This window comes from Pseudonocardia autotrophica, assembly GCF_003945385.1.
Classification (GTDB): domain Bacteria; phylum Actinomycetota; class Actinomycetes; order Mycobacteriales; family Pseudonocardiaceae; genus Pseudonocardia; species Pseudonocardia autotrophica.
This window is the reverse complement of the sequence record NZ_AP018920.1, coordinates 6,351,600-6,369,001: the sequence shown is the minus strand read 5'-3', so window position 1 is coordinate 6,369,001 and position 17,402 is coordinate 6,351,600. Positions and strand designations below refer to the sequence as shown.

At 72.1% G+C, this 17,402-nt stretch carries 18 protein-coding genes; 16 read left to right on the top strand and 2 right to left on the bottom strand.

Annotation, left to right across the window (positions count from 1 at the left end; translation table 11 throughout):
- Window positions 1-591, top strand: coding sequence for a TetR/AcrR family transcriptional regulator (locus tag Pdca_RS29640; protein WP_085910671.1), 591 nt, complete (start codon window positions 1-3; stop codon window positions 589-591).
- A gap of 5 nt (window positions 592-596) precedes the next feature.
- On the opposite strand, the gene Pdca_RS29635 is transcribed toward Pdca_RS29640, so the two are convergent.
- Complete coding sequence (locus tag Pdca_RS29635) at window positions 597-1,844, bottom strand: isochorismate synthase (RefSeq protein WP_232021274.1); 1,248 nt, start codon at window positions 1,842-1,844, stop codon at window positions 597-599.
- Between the two features lie 95 nt (window positions 1,845-1,939).
- On the opposite strand from Pdca_RS29635, the gene Pdca_RS29630 reads away from it, so the two are divergent.
- Window positions 1,940-2,416 (top strand): DUF3592 domain-containing protein, encoded by a 477-nt coding sequence (locus Pdca_RS29630; protein ID WP_125911613.1) that lies wholly within the window; start codon window positions 1,940-1,942, stop codon window positions 2,414-2,416.
- A gap of 97 nt (window positions 2,417-2,513) precedes the next feature.
- Here Pdca_RS29630 and Pdca_RS29625 read toward each other — a convergent pair whose 3' ends face one another.
- Entirely contained in the window at window positions 2,514-3,320 is an 807-nt protein-coding gene (locus tag Pdca_RS29625) for an inositol monophosphatase family protein (RefSeq protein ID WP_085910673.1), read from the bottom strand.
- A gap of 166 nt (window positions 3,321-3,486) precedes the next feature.
- On the opposite strand from Pdca_RS29625, the gene Pdca_RS29620 reads away from it, so the two are divergent.
- The 14 genes from Pdca_RS29620 (at window position 3,487) to nuoK (ending at window position 17,340) form a co-directional block, all read left to right on the top strand.
- Window positions 3,487-4,647, top strand: a complete 1,161-nt coding sequence (locus Pdca_RS29620) for a glycosyltransferase family 4 protein (RefSeq protein ID WP_197719843.1) — start codon at window positions 3,487-3,489, stop codon at window positions 4,645-4,647.
- 72 nt (window positions 4,648-4,719) lie between these two features.
- Window positions 4,720-5,301, top strand: coding sequence for a hypothetical protein (locus tag Pdca_RS29615; RefSeq protein WP_085910674.1), 582 nt, complete (start codon window positions 4,720-4,722; stop codon window positions 5,299-5,301).
- Window positions 5,302-5,327: 26 nt separating this feature from the next.
- Window positions 5,328-6,020 (top strand): demethylmenaquinone methyltransferase, encoded by a 693-nt coding sequence (locus tag Pdca_RS29610; protein WP_085910675.1) that lies wholly within the window; start codon window positions 5,328-5,330, stop codon window positions 6,018-6,020.
- A gap of 315 nt (window positions 6,021-6,335) precedes the next feature.
- The gene (locus Pdca_RS29605; RefSeq protein ID WP_085910676.1) at window positions 6,336-6,701 is read left to right on the top strand and encodes an NADH-quinone oxidoreductase subunit A; all 366 of its coding nucleotides are present in this window, start codon (window positions 6,336-6,338) and stop codon (window positions 6,699-6,701) included.
- Window positions 6,702-6,711: 10 nt separating this feature from the next.
- Window positions 6,712-7,440, top strand: a complete 729-nt coding sequence (locus Pdca_RS29600) for a NuoB/complex I 20 kDa subunit family protein (protein ID WP_085910677.1) — start codon at window positions 6,712-6,714, stop codon at window positions 7,438-7,440.
- 53 nt (window positions 7,441-7,493) lie between these two features.
- Window positions 7,494-8,282, top strand: coding sequence for an NADH-quinone oxidoreductase subunit C (locus tag Pdca_RS29595; RefSeq protein ID WP_166665998.1), 789 nt, complete (start codon window positions 7,494-7,496; stop codon window positions 8,280-8,282).
- 43 nt (window positions 8,283-8,325) lie between these two features.
- Window positions 8,326-9,663: an NADH-quinone oxidoreductase subunit D gene (locus Pdca_RS29590; protein WP_085910678.1), complete on the top strand. Its 1,338-nt coding sequence runs from the start codon at window positions 8,326-8,328 to the stop codon at window positions 9,661-9,663.
- Window positions 9,660-10,490 (top strand): NADH-quinone oxidoreductase subunit NuoE, encoded by an 831-nt coding sequence (gene nuoE, locus Pdca_RS29585; RefSeq protein WP_085910679.1) that lies wholly within the window; start codon window positions 9,660-9,662, stop codon window positions 10,488-10,490. The genes Pdca_RS29590 and nuoE overlap by 4 nt, the downstream gene beginning before the upstream one ends.
- Complete coding sequence (nuoF, locus tag Pdca_RS29580; protein WP_085910731.1) at window positions 10,490-11,854, top strand: NADH-quinone oxidoreductase subunit NuoF; 1,365 nt, start codon at window positions 10,490-10,492, stop codon at window positions 11,852-11,854. The genes nuoE and nuoF overlap by 1 nt, the downstream gene beginning before the upstream one ends.
- On the top strand, window positions 11,851-14,313 hold the full coding sequence (locus Pdca_RS29575; RefSeq protein ID WP_085910680.1) for an NADH-quinone oxidoreductase subunit G: 2,463 nt from the start codon (window positions 11,851-11,853) through the stop codon (window positions 14,311-14,313). Before nuoF ends, Pdca_RS29575 begins: the two co-directional genes overlap by 4 nt.
- 23 nt (window positions 14,314-14,336) lie before the next feature.
- Window positions 14,337-15,581 carry an NADH-quinone oxidoreductase subunit NuoH gene (gene nuoH / locus Pdca_RS29570; protein ID WP_125911696.1) on the top strand — a complete coding sequence of 415 codons (1,245 nt, stop codon included), beginning with the start codon at window positions 14,337-14,339 and terminating at the stop codon, window positions 15,579-15,581.
- On the top strand, window positions 15,582-16,121 hold the full coding sequence (gene nuoI, locus Pdca_RS29565) for an NADH-quinone oxidoreductase subunit NuoI (protein ID WP_085915823.1): 540 nt from the start codon (window positions 15,582-15,584) through the stop codon (window positions 16,119-16,121).
- The gene (locus Pdca_RS29560; protein ID WP_166665868.1) at window positions 16,118-17,044 is read left to right on the top strand and encodes an NADH-quinone oxidoreductase subunit J; all 927 of its coding nucleotides are present in this window, start codon (window positions 16,118-16,120) and stop codon (window positions 17,042-17,044) included. The genes nuoI and Pdca_RS29560 overlap by 4 nt, the downstream gene beginning before the upstream one ends.
- Window positions 17,041-17,340 (top strand): NADH-quinone oxidoreductase subunit NuoK, encoded by a 300-nt coding sequence (nuoK, locus tag Pdca_RS29555; protein ID WP_085915824.1) that lies wholly within the window; start codon window positions 17,041-17,043, stop codon window positions 17,338-17,340. Before Pdca_RS29560 ends, nuoK begins: the two co-directional genes overlap by 4 nt.
- The last annotated feature ends 62 nt before the right edge of the window (window positions 17,341-17,402 follow it).

Genomic DNA, 17,402 nt, shown 5'->3' with positions numbered 1-17,402 from the left:
ATGGCACGGCAGCGAGCCACCAGCGTCCAGGAGCTCGTCGACGCTGCGGCGAGGGTGTTCGAGCGCAAGGGCTACGTCGACGCCACGATCAGCGACGTCGCGGCCGAGGCCGGGGTCAGCAAGCCCACGCTCTACCAGTACGTCGAGTCCAAGGGCTGGCTGCTGGAGACCATCGTCGAGCAGGTCATCTACCCGCTCCGGCACGGCGTCGAGGAGATCGTCACCAGTGGGCGCTCCCCGCGCGAGAAGCTCGAGGCCTACCTGCGGCTGCAGGTGGACTCGGCCGTCCGGTACCGGACCTACTACCGGGTGCTCACCGCGGACGAGCACCAGCTGTCACCGCAGGGCCTGCGGAACTACCGGTCGTGGGCACGTGACGTCAACCATGCGGCGGAGAAGCTGCTGCACGACTGCGTGCAGGACGGGGTGGTCCGGGACGACCTGGACATCCCGACCATGGTGAACCTGATCAACGGGATGCTGTTGTCGGTGTCCCGCTGGTACCACGGCTCCGGCCGGCTGGGCCCCGACGACCTGCACGCCCAGGTGCTGGGCCTGCTGACCGGATACGTGCTCCCGGTGCGGGACTGACCCGGTCAGCCCTCCAGCGCGTCGCGGACGGCGCGCATCTTGGCGGCGGCCTCCCGCACCTCGGCGTCCGGATCGGAGTCGGCGACGATCCCGCATCCCGCGAACAGCCGTGCGGTGCGGCCCTGCAGCTCGGCGCAGCGCAGCGCGATGCCCATCTCGCCGCCGCCGTCGGCGTCGAGGTAGCCGACCGGGCCCGCGTAGCGCCCGCGGTCGAGACCCTCGATCTCGCTGATCAACGCGGTCGCGTCCGGGGTCGGGGTGCCGCCCACGGCGGCGGTCGGGTGCACCGCGCCGATCAGCGTGAGCAGCGACGCCGGCCGGGCCGGGTCGAGCCGGGCGCGCACGTCGCTGGCCAGGTGCGACACGTTCGGCAGGGTCAGCACGGCCGGGGTCTCCGGCACCGTCAGCTCGGCGACCAGCGGGCGCAGCGTCGCGGCGAGCGAGTCGACGGCGTAGGCGTGCTCGCGGCGGTCCTTCGCGGACCCGTAGAGCGCCGCGCCCACGTCGTCCCCGGAACCGGAGGGCCACATCGTCCCGGCCAGCACCCGGGACTCGACGATCTGCCCGGCGCGGCGCAGCAGCAGCTCGGGGGTGGCGCCGACCAGCCCGTCGACGGCGAAGCTCCAGCAGGTGGGGTAGCGGCGGGCGAGGCCGTGCAGCAGGAACCGGGCATCGAGCGGTGCGTCCGCGTGCGCCAGCAGGTCGTGCGCGAGCACCGCCTTCGCCAGCTCCCCGGCGCGCATCCGGCGGACCGCCTCGGCGACGGCGACCCGGTAGCGGTGCGCGGGGACGTCACCGTCGGCGTAGCGCAGCCGCCCGCCGGGGCGCACCGGCGACGGCGGCCGCAGCGCCGTCGCCGCGAACGGCGCGTCGGCCGGGGTGATCTCGGTGATCCAGGCGCGGTTCCCGCGCCGCCCGACGACCACCCGCGGCACCACGAGCACCGAACCGGGGGAGTCGTCGGTGAAGGTGAAGGACGCGAACGCGACGGCTCCGGTGCCGGGCAGCCGGACGTCGTCGGTGTGGTCGTCGAGCCCGTCCACGACCGAGCTCCACCAGCGGTCGGCCTCGGCGAACCGGTCGGGGCCCGATCCGGTGAACCGGGCGACCTCGCCCCACCCCACGAGTCCCTCGTCACCACGGACCCAGCACAGCTCGCCCGAGTCGCCGGGGAGCGTGTCCAGCAGCGGTCCGTCCAGCCGGAGCGGGCGGGTGCGGACGCGCAACGCGGTGGTGGCCGGTGCGACAGTCACAACCCGAGAGTAGGCAACCTGCGGTACCGGTGCGGCCCCCCGGGGCGAGGTCCCGGCCACACCCGGGTGGCCGACACTTCCTAGAATCGCCGATCGTGACCAGTCCGACGGGCGACGTGCTGACCGAGACCCGGTCCGCGGCGGGCCGCCTCCTGAGCAGGGTGCGCTACCGCGTTCCGGAGATCGTCGCGGGTGTCGGCGCCACGCTGAGCCTGCTGGCGGTGATCGCGCTGGGCGGGGCGTTCCTGAACGACGCCCAGATCGACGCGCATCGCGGGACGACCGCGGCGACCGTCCTGGACGGGTCGGACTACTGGCGGACCGTCGTCCGGTTCGTCGACGACCAGGGCCGCCTGCAGACACCGGGATCGGGGATCTCGTACCCGGTCGGGCTGACCCCCGGCGAGAACATCTACGTCGAGTACGACACGACGGAGCCGACCAGGGTGCGGGTCGCCGGGCGGTCCGCGGTGGACGGGATCCTGCCGGTCGCCGGGGGTATCGCGGCGGTCTGGGTGGTCGTCGGACCGGCCTACGTGGCCCTCCGGCGGCGCCGCGACCGGCGGAACTGAGGTCACCGCAGGCGCTGCGGGCGCCGAGCCGACCGCGGGCGCCGGGTGCTCCGGGGGCGCTGCGGGGACCGCGGGCACCGAGGGGACTGCCGGGGTGTCAGCCCTGCCACAGCGCGGCGACCTCGGCCGCGGCCTGCGGTGCGACGACCAGCATCCCGCCCTCGGGCATCGGCGCCGACCGGCCGTCCCGGCCGAGCACCAGCGCCCCGGCCTCGGTGGCCAGGCAGAGCGCCCCGGCGACGTCCCACTCGTGGTACTGCTCCAGGGCCGCGGCGACGGCGTGCCCCAGCGCGACCTGGGTGATCGCCAGCGCGGCCGACCCGAGCACCCGCACCCCGGCGTGTGCGGACCGGCAGCGCCGCAGGAACCCGGGATCCGGGTCCTCGGCGCAGACCAGGGCACCGGCGAGCCCGACCGCCCGCGGGGCCGGCACCGGCACCCCGTTCGCCCGGAACCCCCGTCCGCGGGCGGCGGCGTAGATCTGGCCGCGTCCCGGATCGGCGACCACGCCGACGACCGGGCCGTCGCCGTCGACCAGGGCCAGGCTGTAGGCGCACCAGGGGAGCCCGGCGACGTAGTTCGCGGTGCCGTCGACCGGGTCCACCACCCAGCGCAGGGCCGCGCCAGCGGCACCGGCGTCCGCGCCGTACTCCTCGCCGACGACCGGGCAGCCGGGGAAGTCCGCCGCCAGCACCCGCCGGGTGTGCCGTTCCAGGGTCCGGTCGGTGTCGGTGACCCAGTCGAACGGATTGGCCTTGACGCTGCCGGAGTGCTCGTGGCCGAGCGTCGCGGTGATCACCTCGGCGGCGTCGTTGGCCAGCCGGCCCGCGGTCTCCAGCGCGCGGGAGAGCAGCGCCGGGTCCACCGGGCGGGCGGGTCGGGAGGTGCGCGGGAGGACCGTCATGCCGCCCGAGTCTCCGGGCGGGGGATGACCCGGTCGCGACCGCGAGATGACCACCGCGCGCCGGGAACACCAACTCGCGTGCGCCGAACCCGATGTTCGCGCGTCGTTCGGCGGCCGATCACGCCGCGGACCCGGCCCGGCGTTCCGCCGCGACCACTGTCGGATCGTGCGCGTCGCGATCGTCTCCGAATGCTTCCTGCCCGTGGTCAACGGTGTCACCAACTCGGTGCTGCGGGTGTGCGAGCACCTGCGCGCCCACGGGCACGACGTCCTGGTGATCGCCCCCGGGACGGGGGAGCCCACCGAACACGACGGCGTCCCGGTCGTCCGAATACCGGCGGTCGGGTTGCCGGTGGTCAACTCGATGCCGGTCGGCGTGCCGAGCCGCCGGGTGCTGACGGCGCTGCGCGCGTTCCGGCCGGACGTCGTCCATCTGGCCGCCCCGTTCGTGGTCGGTGCCCGCGGACTGGCCGCCGCCCGCCGGCTCGGCATCCCGACCGTCGCCGTCTACCAGACCGACGTCGCCGGGTTCGCCTCGTCGTACGGCCTCGGCCTGACCGCCCGCGCGGCCTGGCGCTGGACCTGCCGGCTGCACTCGCAGGCCGACCGCACACTGGCCCCGTCCAGCTGGGCGACCGGCGCGCTGCGCGAGCGTGGTGTGCCGCGGGTGCACCAGTGGGCACGCGGCGTCGACACCCGGCGGTTCACCCCGTCCCGGCGCAGCGCGGCCCGGCGGGCCGCGCTGGCCCCGAACGGCGAGCGGCTGATCGGCTTCGTCGGCAGGCTCGCCCCGGAGAAGCAGGTCGACCGGCTGGCCGTGCTGGGCGGGCTGCCGGGGACCCGGCTGGTCGTCGTCGGCGACGGGCCGAGCGCCGACGGATTGCGCGAGCGGCTGCCCTCGGCGGCGTTCCTCGGGCACCGCGGGGGCGACGAGCTCGCCGAGATCTACGCCAGCCTCGACGTGTTCGTGCACACCGGGCAGTCGGAGACGTTCTGCCAGGCGGTGCAGGAGGCTCTCGCCTCCGGCATCCCGGTGGTCGCACCGGACGCCGGCGGCCCCCGCGACCTGGTGCTGCCCGGCCGCACCGGATATCTGGTGGCGCCCCGGCCGGAGCCGGCCGCCGAGCCCGGCGATCCCGCCACCGACGCCGCCGACCGCGAGCTGATCGAGGCCGTGCGGGCGCTCTGCGATCCCGACCGCAACCGGGCCTTCGGCGCGGCCGCCCGGCAGTCGGTCCTGCGCCGCACCTGGTCCGCGGTCGGTGACGAGCTGCTGGCGCACTACGCCCAGGTGCTGCGCGAAGCCCCGCAACGCCTGGCTGCGTGACCGTGGCCGCCCGGCACGGGTGCGTAGTCGTGCGGAGGGCCGGGAGCGGTGGCGGCAGGCAGGCTGGCGGGCATGACAGCTCTGGGCCGCAAGATCGTCGTCGAACCGCAGGGCGAGCTCCGCACGGTGGACACCTCGGGCGCGGTGGCCCTGATGGGCCGCCTGCTGCACGCCGATCCCGCGATCCGGGCGGCGGCCAGGGCGGAGGTGCTCGCCGCGCCGGAGCGGATGATGCCGCCGGTGCTGTTCGCGTTGTCGGCGAACCTGGTCGCCGAGGGCGAGATGGCCGACGCCGCGGCCTGGTTCTACGCCGCGCAGGTCAGGGCCCGGTTCGACGCGGTGCGCTGCACCGACACCACGGCCGCGTCCGCGCTCGCGGTGCTGCGGGACCGGTTCGGCGAGCCGGTGAACCGCTGGGCGTTCGCCGATCCGGCACGCGTCCGGCGGGCCGCGGTCCGGGGCGTCGCCTGGGACCGCAGCGCGCCGCACGACTACGACCACCGCTGGATCGCGCTGCACGGGATGGGCGCGTTCACCGGGCCGTCCGCCGAGGTGAGCATCCCGTGTGAGGAGTGGGAGCCGGCCGCGGCCCGGGTTCGTGCCGAGTACCTGACCGGGCTCCGCGAGGTGCTGGCCGAGCACTTCGGCCGCTGAGCCGGGCCGGTGCGTAATCTCGTGGGGTGTCCCGCGCCGAACTCGATCGGAACCCGCACGACGTCGCCCGCATGTTCGACGGCGTCGCCCGGCGCTACGACCTGACCAACACCGCGCTCTCCGGCGGGCAGGACCGCTACTGGCGGATGCAGACCCGCCGCGCGCTGGCCCCGCGGCCGGGCGAACGGGTCCTCGATCTCGCCGCGGGCACCGCGGTGTCCACCGTGGAGCTCGCGAAGGACGGCGCCTGGTGCGTGGCCGCCGACTTCTCGCTGGGGATGCTGCGCGCCGGTGAGCACCGGGACGTGCCGAAGGCCGCCGCCGACGCGATGGCCCTGCCGTTCGCCGACGGCGCGTTCGACGCCGTCACGATCTCGTTCGGCCTGCGCAACGTGGCCGACCCGGAGGCGGGGCTGCGCGAGCTGGCCCGGGTCACCCGGCCCGGCGGGCGCCTGGTGGTCTGCGAGTTCTCCACCCCCACCTGGGCCCCGTTCCGCGCGCTGTACCAGCAGATGGTGCTCGGGCACGTGCTGCCCGCGGTGGCCCGCACGCTGTCCTCGAACCCGGATGCGTATCTCTATCTCGCCGAGTCGATCCGGGACTGGCCGGATCAGGCCGCGCTGGCGCGGAAGATCGCCGACGCCGGCTGGGGCCAGGTTGCCTGGCGGAACCTCACGGTCGGCGCCGTCGCGCTGCACCGGGCCGTCAAACCGGTCTGACACCCCGGCTCTGCCGGTCCCCTCTCGTTGCGCTGCAACGTGTCGTAATTCGTCATGCGATCCACCGATACGGATTCCGGCGACACGTCCTACACTCGTCCCGACGTTCGTGAAGTTTTTCACAAGCGTGGTGGCCGACAGGTCGGTCGGAAGGGCTCGACCTGGGTGGACATGCGCCGTGACCGGCGGTGTTCCGTCCCAGGTAAGGCTCGCCTGGGTCGTTCGTCACAGGGTGGCGCACCTAAGGTCTCCGGCGACCGGCTTGTGGATCACCACTACCAACGGCGGTGGCCGCGCGACTACGAAGGTGTACGGATGCTCGATCCCTATCTCCCGCTCGTCCTGCTGTTCGCGTTGGCAGCCGGATTCGCGCTGTTCTCGGTCGCCTCGGCCCCGCTCATCGGACCGCGTCGGTACAACCGGGCGAAGCTGGACTCCTACGAGTGCGGAATCGAGCCCTCGCCGCAGCCGATCGTCGGTGGTGGACGGATCCCGGTCGCCTACTACCTCACCGCGATGCTGTTCATTCTGTTCGACATCGAGCTGGTGTTCATGTACCCCTACGCCGTCATCGCGGATGCGGTCGGTGTCTTCGGGTTCGTGGCCATCACGCTCTACATCGCCACCATCGCCTTCGCGTACGCCTACGAATGGCGTCGCGGCGGACTCGAGTGGAGCTGACGGAGCCGAAATGGGACTCGAGGAGAACCTGCCCAGCGGTGTTCTGCTGACCAGCGTCGAGAAGCTGGTCAACTGGACCCGGAAGTCGTCGCTCTGGCCCGCCACCTTCGGCCTGGCCTGCTGCGCGATCGAGATGATGACGACCGGTGCGCCGCGCTACGACCTCGCCCGGTTCGGCATGGAGGTCTTCCGGGCCTCGCCCCGGCAGGCCGACCTGATGATCGTCGCGGGCCGGGTGAGCAACAAGATGGCCCCGGTGCTGCGCCAGATCTACGACCAGATGCCGGAGCCCCGCTGGGTGCTGGCGATGGGCGTGTGCGCCAGCTCGGGCGGCATGTTCAACAACTACGCGGTCGTCCAGGGCGTGGACCACGTGGTGCCGGTCGACATGTACCTGCCCGGCTGCCCGCCGCGGCCGGAGATGCTGATGGACGCGATCCTGAAGATCCACGCCAAGATCTCCGACGAGCCGCTCGGCCCGAAGCGGGCCGCCGAGCTGGCCGAGTCCGGCTACCGGACTCCGATGGTCCCCTCGTCGATCAAGTTCGCGCCGAAGCACAAGGGCCTGGGTGCGCTGAAGAACACCCACACGCCGGACGTCCCGAACTACCTGGAGCCGGGCTCCCAGCCGAAGCCGCGCGCCGACGCGCTCCCGGCGGCGGAGTCGGAGCGCGCCGAGCTCCCGTCGCTCGCCGACGCCGCGCGGCAGCAGCAGCTCACCGGGGGTGAGGACAAGTGACCGAGCCGACCGGAACGTCCAAGGACGAGGCCGCCGAGCCGAAGGCCGCCGGCATCGGCGACGAGCCCACCGGCGGGCCGCACTCCTCGGCGCAGGAGAGCGGCGCCGAGCTGGAGCAGCAGCAGGCCGCCGCCGGCGGCGACGCGCTGGCCGGCACCCGACCGGCGTCCGCCATCTCGGAGACCCGCACCCGGGCCGGCATGTTCGGTGTCCGCGGTACCGGCGACACCTCCGGCTACGGCGGGCTGCGGCTGCCCGGCCACGCGCCGGCCCCGGCCGAGCGGCCCTTCGGTGGCTGGTTCGACGAGTTCGCCGACGAGCTGGGTGCCGCACTCGACGAGCGGGCCATCCCGCGGGACTCGATCGAGCAGGTCACCGTCGACCGCGACGAGCTGACCCTCTACATCGTCCCGGCGCGGCTGAACGCGGTGGCCCGCACCCTGCGCGACGACCCGGGCCTGCGTTTCGAGTTCTGCTCGGGAGTGTCCGGTGTGGACTACTCCGCACCGGACGGCGAGCCGGTCGACCGGCCGCTGCACGTCGTGTACCACCTGCTCTCGATGACCTACCGGCGGCGCGTCCGGCTGGAGGTCGCACTGGACCTGGAGCAGCCGCACGTCGACAGCGTGGTGGACGTCTACCCGACCGCCGACTGGCACGAGCGCGAGACCTGGGACATGTTCGGCATCGTCTTCGACGGCCATCCGGCGCTGACCCGGATCCTCATGCCGGACGACTGGGACGGCCACCCGCAGCGCAAGAGCTACCCGCTCGGCGGCATCCCGGTGGAGTACAAGGGCGCGGAGATCCCGCCCCCGGACGAGCGGCGGGCCTACTCGTGACCGGCCGATCCCGGCAGCGACCGGACGAGCGGAGGACGAATCCGTGACCAGCACGACACCGAAGCAGGACCCTTACGCCGCGCCCGGGCGCCCGACCACCGAGGGCACCGTCTACACGGTCACCGGTGGTGACTGGGACACCCTGATCGATGCGGAGCAGGACGACCGCATCGTCATCAACATGGGTCCGCAGCACCCGTCCACGCACGGCGTGCTGCGCCTGGTCCTGGAGCTCGAGGGCGAGACCGTCACCCAGGGCCGCGCCGTCATCGGCTACCTGCACACCGGCATCGAGAAGAACTGCGAGTACCGGACCTGGACCCAGGGGGTCACGTTCGTGACCCGCGCGGACTACCTGTCCCCGCTGTTCAACGAGGCCGCCTACTGCATGGGCGTCGAGAAGCTGCTCGGCGTCACCGTCCCGGACCGGGCCGAGCACATCCGGGTGCTGCTCATGGAGCTGAACCGGATCGGCTCGCACCTGGTCGCGCTGGCCACCGGCGGCATGGAGCTGGGCGCGCTGACCGGCATGACCTCGGGCTTCCGTGAGCGCGAGGAGGTCCTGCACCTGCTGGAGCACCTCACCGGGCTCCGGATGAACCACGCGTTCATCCGCCCGGGCGGGCTCGCCCAGGATCTCCCGGCCGACTACAAGGAGAAGATCACCGACTTCCTGAAGGTGATGAACTCCCGGCTCCCGGACTACGACAAGCTGCTCACCGGCCAGCCGATCTGGCGCCAGCGCCTGGAGGGCATCGGCTACCTGCCGGTCGACGGCTGCCTGGCGCTCGGCGCGTCCGGCCCGATCCTGCGGTCCGCCGGCCTGGCCTGGGACCTGCGCAAGCACATGCCGTACTCGGTCTACGACCAGTACGACTTCGAGGTGCCGACGGCCACCGAGGCCGACTGCTACGCCCGGTACCGGCTGCGCGTCGCCGAGATCCACGAGTCGCTGAAGATCATGGAGCAGGCGCTGGTCAAGCTCGACGAGGTCGGGCCGGGCCGGGTCATGGTCGACGACCCGAAGGTCGCCTGGCCGGCGCAGCTGTCGATCGGCAGCGACGGCATGGGCAACACCCTCGAGCACGTTCGCAAGATCATGGGTCAGTCGATGGAGTCGCTGATCCACCACTTCAAGCTGGTCACCGAGGGCTTCCACGTCCCGCCGGGCCAGGCCTACGCGGCGGTCGAGTCGCCGCGCGGCGAGCTGGCCGCGCACCTGGTGTCCGACGGCGGCACCCGCCCGGTCCGCGTGCACCTGCGCGACCCCAGCTTCGTGAACCTGCAGATGATGCCCGCGATGAGCGAGGGCGGCCAGGTGGCCGACGTGATCGCGGCCGTCGCCTCGATCGATCCCGTGATGGGAGGTTGCGACCGATGACCCTTCCGGAGGGGAATCCCGAGTCGAACTCGGCCGCCCCGGTGACGCCGACCGAGCGACAGTTCCCGGCCCCGCCGGAGCCGTCGCCGGTCTCGCCGATCTTCGACGAGGTCACCCGGCAGCGGACCAAGGAGATCATCTCCCTCTACCCGCAGTCGCGTTCGGCGCTGCTCCCGCTGCTGCACCTGGTGCAGTCGGTCGAGGGCTACGTCAGCACCGACGGCATCCGGTTCTGCGCCGAGGCACTGGGCCTGACCACCGCCGAGGTCTCCGCGGTGGCCACGTTCTACACGATGTACAAGCGCAGCCCCTGCGGCGAGCACCTGGTCAGCGTGTGCACCAACACGCTGTGCGCGGCGCTCGGCGGTGACGACATCTACGAGCGGCTGCGCACCCGCCTCGGTTCCGAGGACCGGCCGCTGCGGCACGAGGAGACGGCGGGCGAGCCCGGCTCCCCGGGGTCGATCACCCTGGAGCACGCCGAGTGCCTCGCGGCCTGCGACCTCGCGCCGGTACTGCAGGTCAACTACGAGTACTTCGACAACCAGACGGTCGACTCCGCGGTCGAGCTGGTCGACGCGCTGCGCCGTGGCGAGAAGCCGCAGCCGACCCGCGGCGCCCCGCTCACCGACCTGCGCACGGTCGAGCTGGAGCTGGCCGGCTTCACCGACGACGCCGCCACCGTGAACACCACGGCACGGGTGGAGGGCCCGTCGGCGGCGATCGAGTCGGTCCGCGGTGTCCGGCTCGCCGAGGAGAACGGGTGGACCGCCCCGGCGATGCCGGACGAGGCCCCCGCGATGCCCGCGCTACCGGAGAAGAAGTGATGAGCACTCCCGATCCGATCACTCCCGTACTGACCCGGCGCTGGCTGTCCCCGCGCTCCTGGTCGATCGACACCTACACCCGGCTCGAGGGCTACTCCTCGCTGCGCACCGCGTTCGCCGCGCACCCGGACCAGCTGATCCAGCTGATCAAGGACTCGGGTCTGCGCGGCCGCGGCGGTGCCGGGTTCCCCACCGGCATGAAGTGGGGCTTCATCCCGCAGGACGACGGCAGCGGCAAGGGCCCCGGCGCGAAGCCGAAGTACCTGGTGATCAACGCCGACGAGGGCGAGCCGGGTACCTGCAAGGACATCCCGACGATGATGGCCGACCCGCACTCGCTGATCGAGGGCTGCATCGTCACCTCCTACGCGATCCGCGCGAACTTCTGCGCGATCTACGTCCGCGGCGAGGCGCTGCACTGCATCCGCAGGCTGCGCGCCGCCGTCCGGGAGGCGAAGGAGGCCGGCTATCTCGGGCACGACATCCTCGGTTCCGGGTTCGACCTGGAGATCGTGGTGCACGCCGGGGCGGGCGCCTACATCTGCGGCGAGGAGACGGCGCTGCTGGACTCGTTGGAGGGACGGCGCGGCCAGCCCCGGCTCAAGCCGCCGTTCCCGGCGACGTCGGGTCTCTACGCCAGCCCGACCGTGGTGAACAACGTCGAGACCATCGCGTCGGTCCCGGCGATCGTGACCGGCGGCGCGGACTGGTTCCGCTCGATGGGGCGGGAGAAGTCCCCGGGCCCGAAGATCTACTCGATCTCCGGGCACGTGGAGCGCCCCGGCCAGTACGAGGCACCGCTCGGCATCACGCTGCGCGAGCTGCTGGAGCTGGCGGGCGGCATGAAGGACGGTGTCCCGCTCAAGTTCTGGACGCCCGGCGGTTCCTCGACACCGCTGCTGACCGCCGAGCACCTCGACGTCCCGCTGGACTTCGAGGGTGCGGCGGAGGCCGGCTCGATGCTCGGCACGACGGCGGTGCAGGTCTTCAACGAGACCGTCTCGGTGCCGTGGGCGGTCATGAAGTGGACCGAGTTCTACAAGCACGAGAGCTGCGGCAAGTGCACCCCCTGCCGGGAAGGAACGTTCTGGCTGGTGCAGGTGCTGCAGCGGATGGTGCGCGGTGAGGGGACGGCCGCGGACATCGACATGATGGTCGACGTCTGCGACAACATCCTCGGCCGCTCCTTCTGTGCGCTGGGAGACGGGGCGACGAGCCCGATCACCAGTGCGATCCAGTACTTCCGCCAGGAGTTCGTCGACCTGATCGCGTCGCAGCCGGACGTGGACAGGCCCGAGCAGCTGGCGGACGTGGAGCTTGCGCAACGGACCGACGGAACAGCACTCACGGGAGCCTCCACATGACGCTCACACCGGAGAAGAACACGACCGAGGAGACCCCGGTCCCCGAGGGGCACGTCCGGCTCACCATCGACGGCCACGTCGTCGACGCCCCCAAGGGCGAGCTGCTGATCCGGACCTGCGAGCGCATCGGGATCGTGATCCCGCGGTTCTGCGACCACCCGCTGCTCGACCCGGCAGGCGCCTGCCGCCAGTGCCTGGTCGAGGTCGAGATGGGCGGCCGGCCGATGCCGAAGCCGCAGGCCAGCTGCACCATGACCGTCGCCGACGGGATGGTGGTCAAGACCCAGAACACCTCCGAGCGGGCGGACAAGGCGCAGCAGGGTGTGATGGAGCTGCTGCTCATCAACCACCCGCTGGACTGCCCGATCTGCGACAAGGGCGGCGAGTGCCCGCTGCAGAACCAGGCGATGGCACACGGCCGGGCCGACTCCCGGTTCGTCGAGCGGAAGCGGACCTTCCCCAAGCCGCTGCCGATCAGCTCGCAGGTGCTGCTCGACCGCGAGCGCTGCGTGCTCTGCCAGCGCTGCACCCGGTTCTCCGAGGAGATCGCCGGGGACCCGTTCATCGACCTGCTCGAGCGCGGCGCGAACCAGCAGATCGGGATCGCCGAGGACCAGCCCTTCCAGTCCTATTTCTCGGGCAACACCATTCAGATCTGCCCGGTCGGCGCGCTGACCAGCGCCGCGTACCGGTTCCGGTCGCGGCCGTTCGACCTGCGCTCCACCCCGGGCACCTGCGAGCACTGCAGCTCCGGCTGCGACATGCGGACCGACTCCCGGCGCGGGACGGTGCTGCGCCGCCTCGCCGGCAACGATCCCGAGGTGAACGAGGAGTGGCTCTGCGACAAGGGCCGCTTCGCCTTCCGCTACCTGGGCAGCGCCCGCCGGATCACCCGGCCGCTGGTGCGCCGCGCCGACGGTGAGCTGGAGGAGGCCTCCTGGACCGAGGCGCTGCAGATCGCCGCGGACGGCCTGAGCGCCGCCCGGGACGGCGCCGGCATCGGGGTGCTGCCCGGCGGCCGGTTGACGGTCGAGGACGCGTACTCCTACGCGAAGTTCGCCCGGGTCGCCGCCCGCACCAACGACATCGACTTCCGGTCCCGGCCGCACTCCGGCGAGGAGCTGGAGTTCCTCGCCGCGCACGTCGTCGGGACCGCGCCGGAGGGCGTGCCGGGCGAGGCCGCCGTGACCTTCGAGAAGATCGAGAACGCGCCCGCGGTGCTCACCGTCGCGACCGACCCCGAGGAGGAGTCGGGCATCGTCTTCCTCCGGCTGCGCAAGGCGTGGCGGAAGAAGGGGCTGCGGCACTTCCAGGTGGCGCCGTTCACCACGACCGGTGCCGAGAAGACCGGCGCCACCGTGCTGCACGCGGTTCCGGGTGCCGAGGCCGCCGTGGTCGCGGACCCGGGTGCCGACGCGACCGCCGCCCTGGAGCAGCCGGGTGCGGTGATCCTGGTCGGTGACCGGGCCGCCGAGTCGCCGGGGCTGTACTCCGCGGTGTCGGCGCTGGCCGCCCGCACCGGCGCGTCGATCGGCTGGCTGCCCCGCCGGGCCGGCGACCGCGGTGCGCTGGAGGCCGGTGCGGTGCCGACCCTGCTGCCCGGCGGACGCCCGGTGACCGACGCGGCCGCCCGCGCCGAGCTCGAGCGGCTGTGGGGCTCCGGCCCGCTGCCCGCCGAGCCGGGCCGCGACGGTGACGCGATCCTGGCCGCCGCTGCGGCCGGCGAGCTGGCCGCCCTGGTGGTCGGCGGGGTCGACCCGCACGACATGGCGGACCCGCAGGCGGCGATCACCGCACTGCGCGAGGTCGGGTTCCTGGTCAGCCTGGAGATCCACACCTCGGCGGTGACCGAGCTCGCCGACGTGGTGCTCCCGGTCGCGCCGGACGCCCAGCGTTCCGGCAGCTACGTCAACTGGGAGGGCAGGAACCGCCCGTTCGGCGTCGCCCTGGACGCGACCGGTGTGCTGCCGGACTGCCGGGTGCTCGACACCCTCGGCGTCGAGATGGACACCGACCTGTTCACCCAGACCCCGGCCGCCGCGGCCGGTGAGCTGGCCCGGCTGGGAACCCGCCGCGCCGGGACGCTCGCGCCGTCGGTCGCGGCGGGCGAGCCGCGGCGGCCGGGCTACGGCCAGGCCGTCCTCGCCACCTCCCGCCAGCTGGTCGACGACGCGTCGCTGGCGATCGACGAGCCGGCGCTCGCCGGCACGGCACGCCGGCCCTACGTGAAGCTGAACGCGGCGACCGCCGAGCGGCTCGGGCTGACCGAGGGCGAGGACGCTGCCGTCCGGACCGACCGGGGCACGATCACGCTGCCGGTCGCGCTCGCGGACACCCCGGACGGCGTGGTGTGGCTGCCCACCTGCTCGCCCGGATCGCACGTGCGACCCACGCTCGGCGCCGGGCACGGTGACCTGGTCGGAGTGGTTCCGGCCACCGGAAACGGAAGTGCGTCGTGAACCTCCTCCAGACCCCCGACGGTCTGACCCGCACCCAGGAGCTGCTGGCGAGCGACCCGATCTGGCTGACCCTGCTCAAGGTGCTCGGCCTGTTCGTGATCGGGGTCGTGCTGACCCTGTTCATGATCAACTGGGAGCGCAAGGTCGTCGGCCGGATGCAGCACCGGCCCGGTCCGAACCGGACCGGCCCCGGTGGCTGGCTGCAGAGCCTCGCCGACGGGCTGAAGCTGGCGTTCAAGGAAGACATCATGCCGGCGATGGCCGACAAGAAGGTCTACTTCATCGCCCCGATCATCTCCACGATCCCGGCGTTCGTGGCCCTGTCGGTGATCCCGTTCGGCGGTGAGGTCACGATCTTCGGGCAGCAGACGGTGCTGCAGCTGGTCGACGTCCCGGTCGGCGTGCTGGTGGTGTTGGCCTGCTCCTCGATCGGTGTCTACGGCATCGTTCTCGGTGGCTGGGCGTCCGGCTCGCCGTACTCGCTGCTGGGCTCGCTGCGCTCGGCCGCCCAGGTCATCTCCTACGAGATCGCGCTCGGTCTGGCCGTGGTCGGTGTGGTGCTCTACGCCGGGTCGCTGTCCACCGCGACGATCGTCGGGGCGCAGGCGCAGGGCTGGTACGTCTGGCTGCTGTTCCCGAGCTTCGTGGTGTTCGTGATCGCGATGGTCGGCGAGACCAACCGGGCGCCGTTCGACCTGCCCGAGGCCGAGTCCGAGCTGGTCGGTGGTTTCCACACCGAGTACTCGTCGCTGAAGTTCGCGCTGTTCTTCCTCGCCGAGTACGTGAACATGGTGACCGTCTCGGCGATGGCGGTGACGCTGTTCCTCGGTGGCGGGATGTGGCCGTGGCCGTTGAGCTTCCTCAACGAGTACGGCTGGATGCAGTTCGTGGCCTTCATCCTGAAGACCCTGCTGTTCCTGTTCATGTTCATCTGGCTGCGCGGGACCCTGCCCCGGTTCCGCTACGACCAGTTCATGAAGCTGGGCTGGAAGGTCCTGGTCCCGGTGATGCTGGTCTGGATCGTCGCGATCTTCGGCATCCGCGCCTTCCAGTCGACCGGCGGCGACAACATCGTGCTGCTGGTCTCCCTGATCGGGTTCGCGCTGGCCGTCGTGCTGGCGGTGGCGTTCCTGCTGCCGGACAAGCAGGTGCAGGCTCCACCGGTCGAGCCGGCATCGGACTATCCGGTGCCACCACTGGACCTCGAGGTCCCCGAGTCACCACCGAAGCGCCGCAAGGCCGTGCGGGCAGGACAGGAGGCCGAGTAGATGTTCGACTTCTTCAAGGGATTCGGCGTCACCTTCTCGACGATGTTCAAGAAGGTCGTCACCGAGGAGTACCCGGAGGACTTCCCGCCCGCCGCGCCCCGCTATCACGGTCGCCATCAGCTCAACCGGCACCCGGACGGGCTGGAGAAGTGCGTCGGCTGTGAGCTGTGCGCCTGGGCCTGCCCGGCCGACGCGATCTACGTCGAGGGCGGGGACAACACCGAGGAGGCCCGGTACTCACCGGGTGAGCGCTACGGCGCGATCTACCAGATCAACTACCTGCGGTGCATCGGCTGCGGCCTGTGCATCGAGGCCTGCCCGACCCGGTCGCTGACGATGACCAACTTCTACGAGCTGGCCGACGACAACCGGCAGGACCTCATCTACACCAAGGAGCAGCTGATGGCTCCGCTGCTACCCGGCATGGAGCAGCCGCCGCACCCGATGCGTCTCGGCGAGGACGAGCAGGACTACTACGTGCAGGGCCCGACCCTGGCGAAGACGTCGGTCCTGGACCAGACCGGGGAGCAGATCCGGTGAGCGCGCTCGTCGAGCGGTTCTCGACCACGGGCGCGGCGGCGCTGGCCCAGGCGGCCGGCGAGGTCAGCACCGGCGAGGCGATCGCGTTCTGGGTGCTCGGCCCGGTGGCGCTGGCCGGCGCGCTCGGCCTGGTCTTCGCCCGGCACGCCGTGCACGCGGCGCTGCTGCTGGTGCTGACGATGTTCTCGATCGCCGTGCTGTACCTGGTGCAGTCCGCGCCGTTCCTCGGCTTCGTGCAGATCATCGTCTACACCGGCGCGGTGATGATGCTGTTCCTGTTCGTGCTGATGCTGGTCGGCCGGGACTCCAAGGACTCGGTGATCGAGGTGCTGCGCGGACAGCGCGCCGCGGCACTGGTCTTCGGCGTCGGGCTGGCCGCGCTGCTGGTCGGCGGCCTGTCCCGCGGGCTCACCGACGTCACCCCGGCCGGTCTGGCACAGGGCGGGCTCGGCTGGAACGGCAACGTCCCCGGGCTCGGCCGGCTGATCTTCACCGACTACCTGCTGGCGTTCGAGCTGACCGCGGCACTGCTGATGGTCGCCGCGCTCGGCGCGATGGTGCTGACCGGATCGCAGAGCTCGCTGCACGCGAAGCTCAGCCAGCGCGAGACGGTGCTGCGCCGGCTGCGCGGCGAGCACGCCCGTGTCTCGCCGCTGCCGGGTCCGGGCGTCTATGCCACCGCGAACTCGGTGGCGGTGCCCGCACTGCTGCCGGACGGCTCGATCGCACCGGAGTCCCTCTCCGAGATCATCGAGTCGGTGTCGGTGGACGTCCCGGACACCACGACGCCCGACGCGCACTCGCTGACCGGGCGGTCGGCACCCGACCGGACGATCGAGTCGGGCGAGGCGAGCGGCACCGGGGCGGGCCCCGCAGGCGATACCGGGGCGGGCCCCGCAGGCGATACCGGAGAGCACCGATGACCCCCGAGTACTACCTGCTGCTCTCCGCGCTGTTGTTCACCATCGGCGCGGTCGGTGTGCTGGTCCGCCGCAACGCGGTCGTGGTGTTCATGTGCATCGAGCTGATGCTGAACGCGGTGAACCTGTCGCTGGTCACGTTCTCCCGGATCCACGGGAACCTCGACGGCCAGGTGATGGCGCTGTTCGTGATGGTCGTCGCCGCCTGCGAGGTGGTCGTCGGACTCGCGATCATCACCGCGATCTTCCGCACCCGTCAGTCGTCCTCCGTGGACGACGCGAACCTGCTCAAGTACTAGGAGCCCCCGGGTGATCCTCCAACTCGCACAGTCCGTCGCGGCAGCGGACGGCGTGGCTCCGG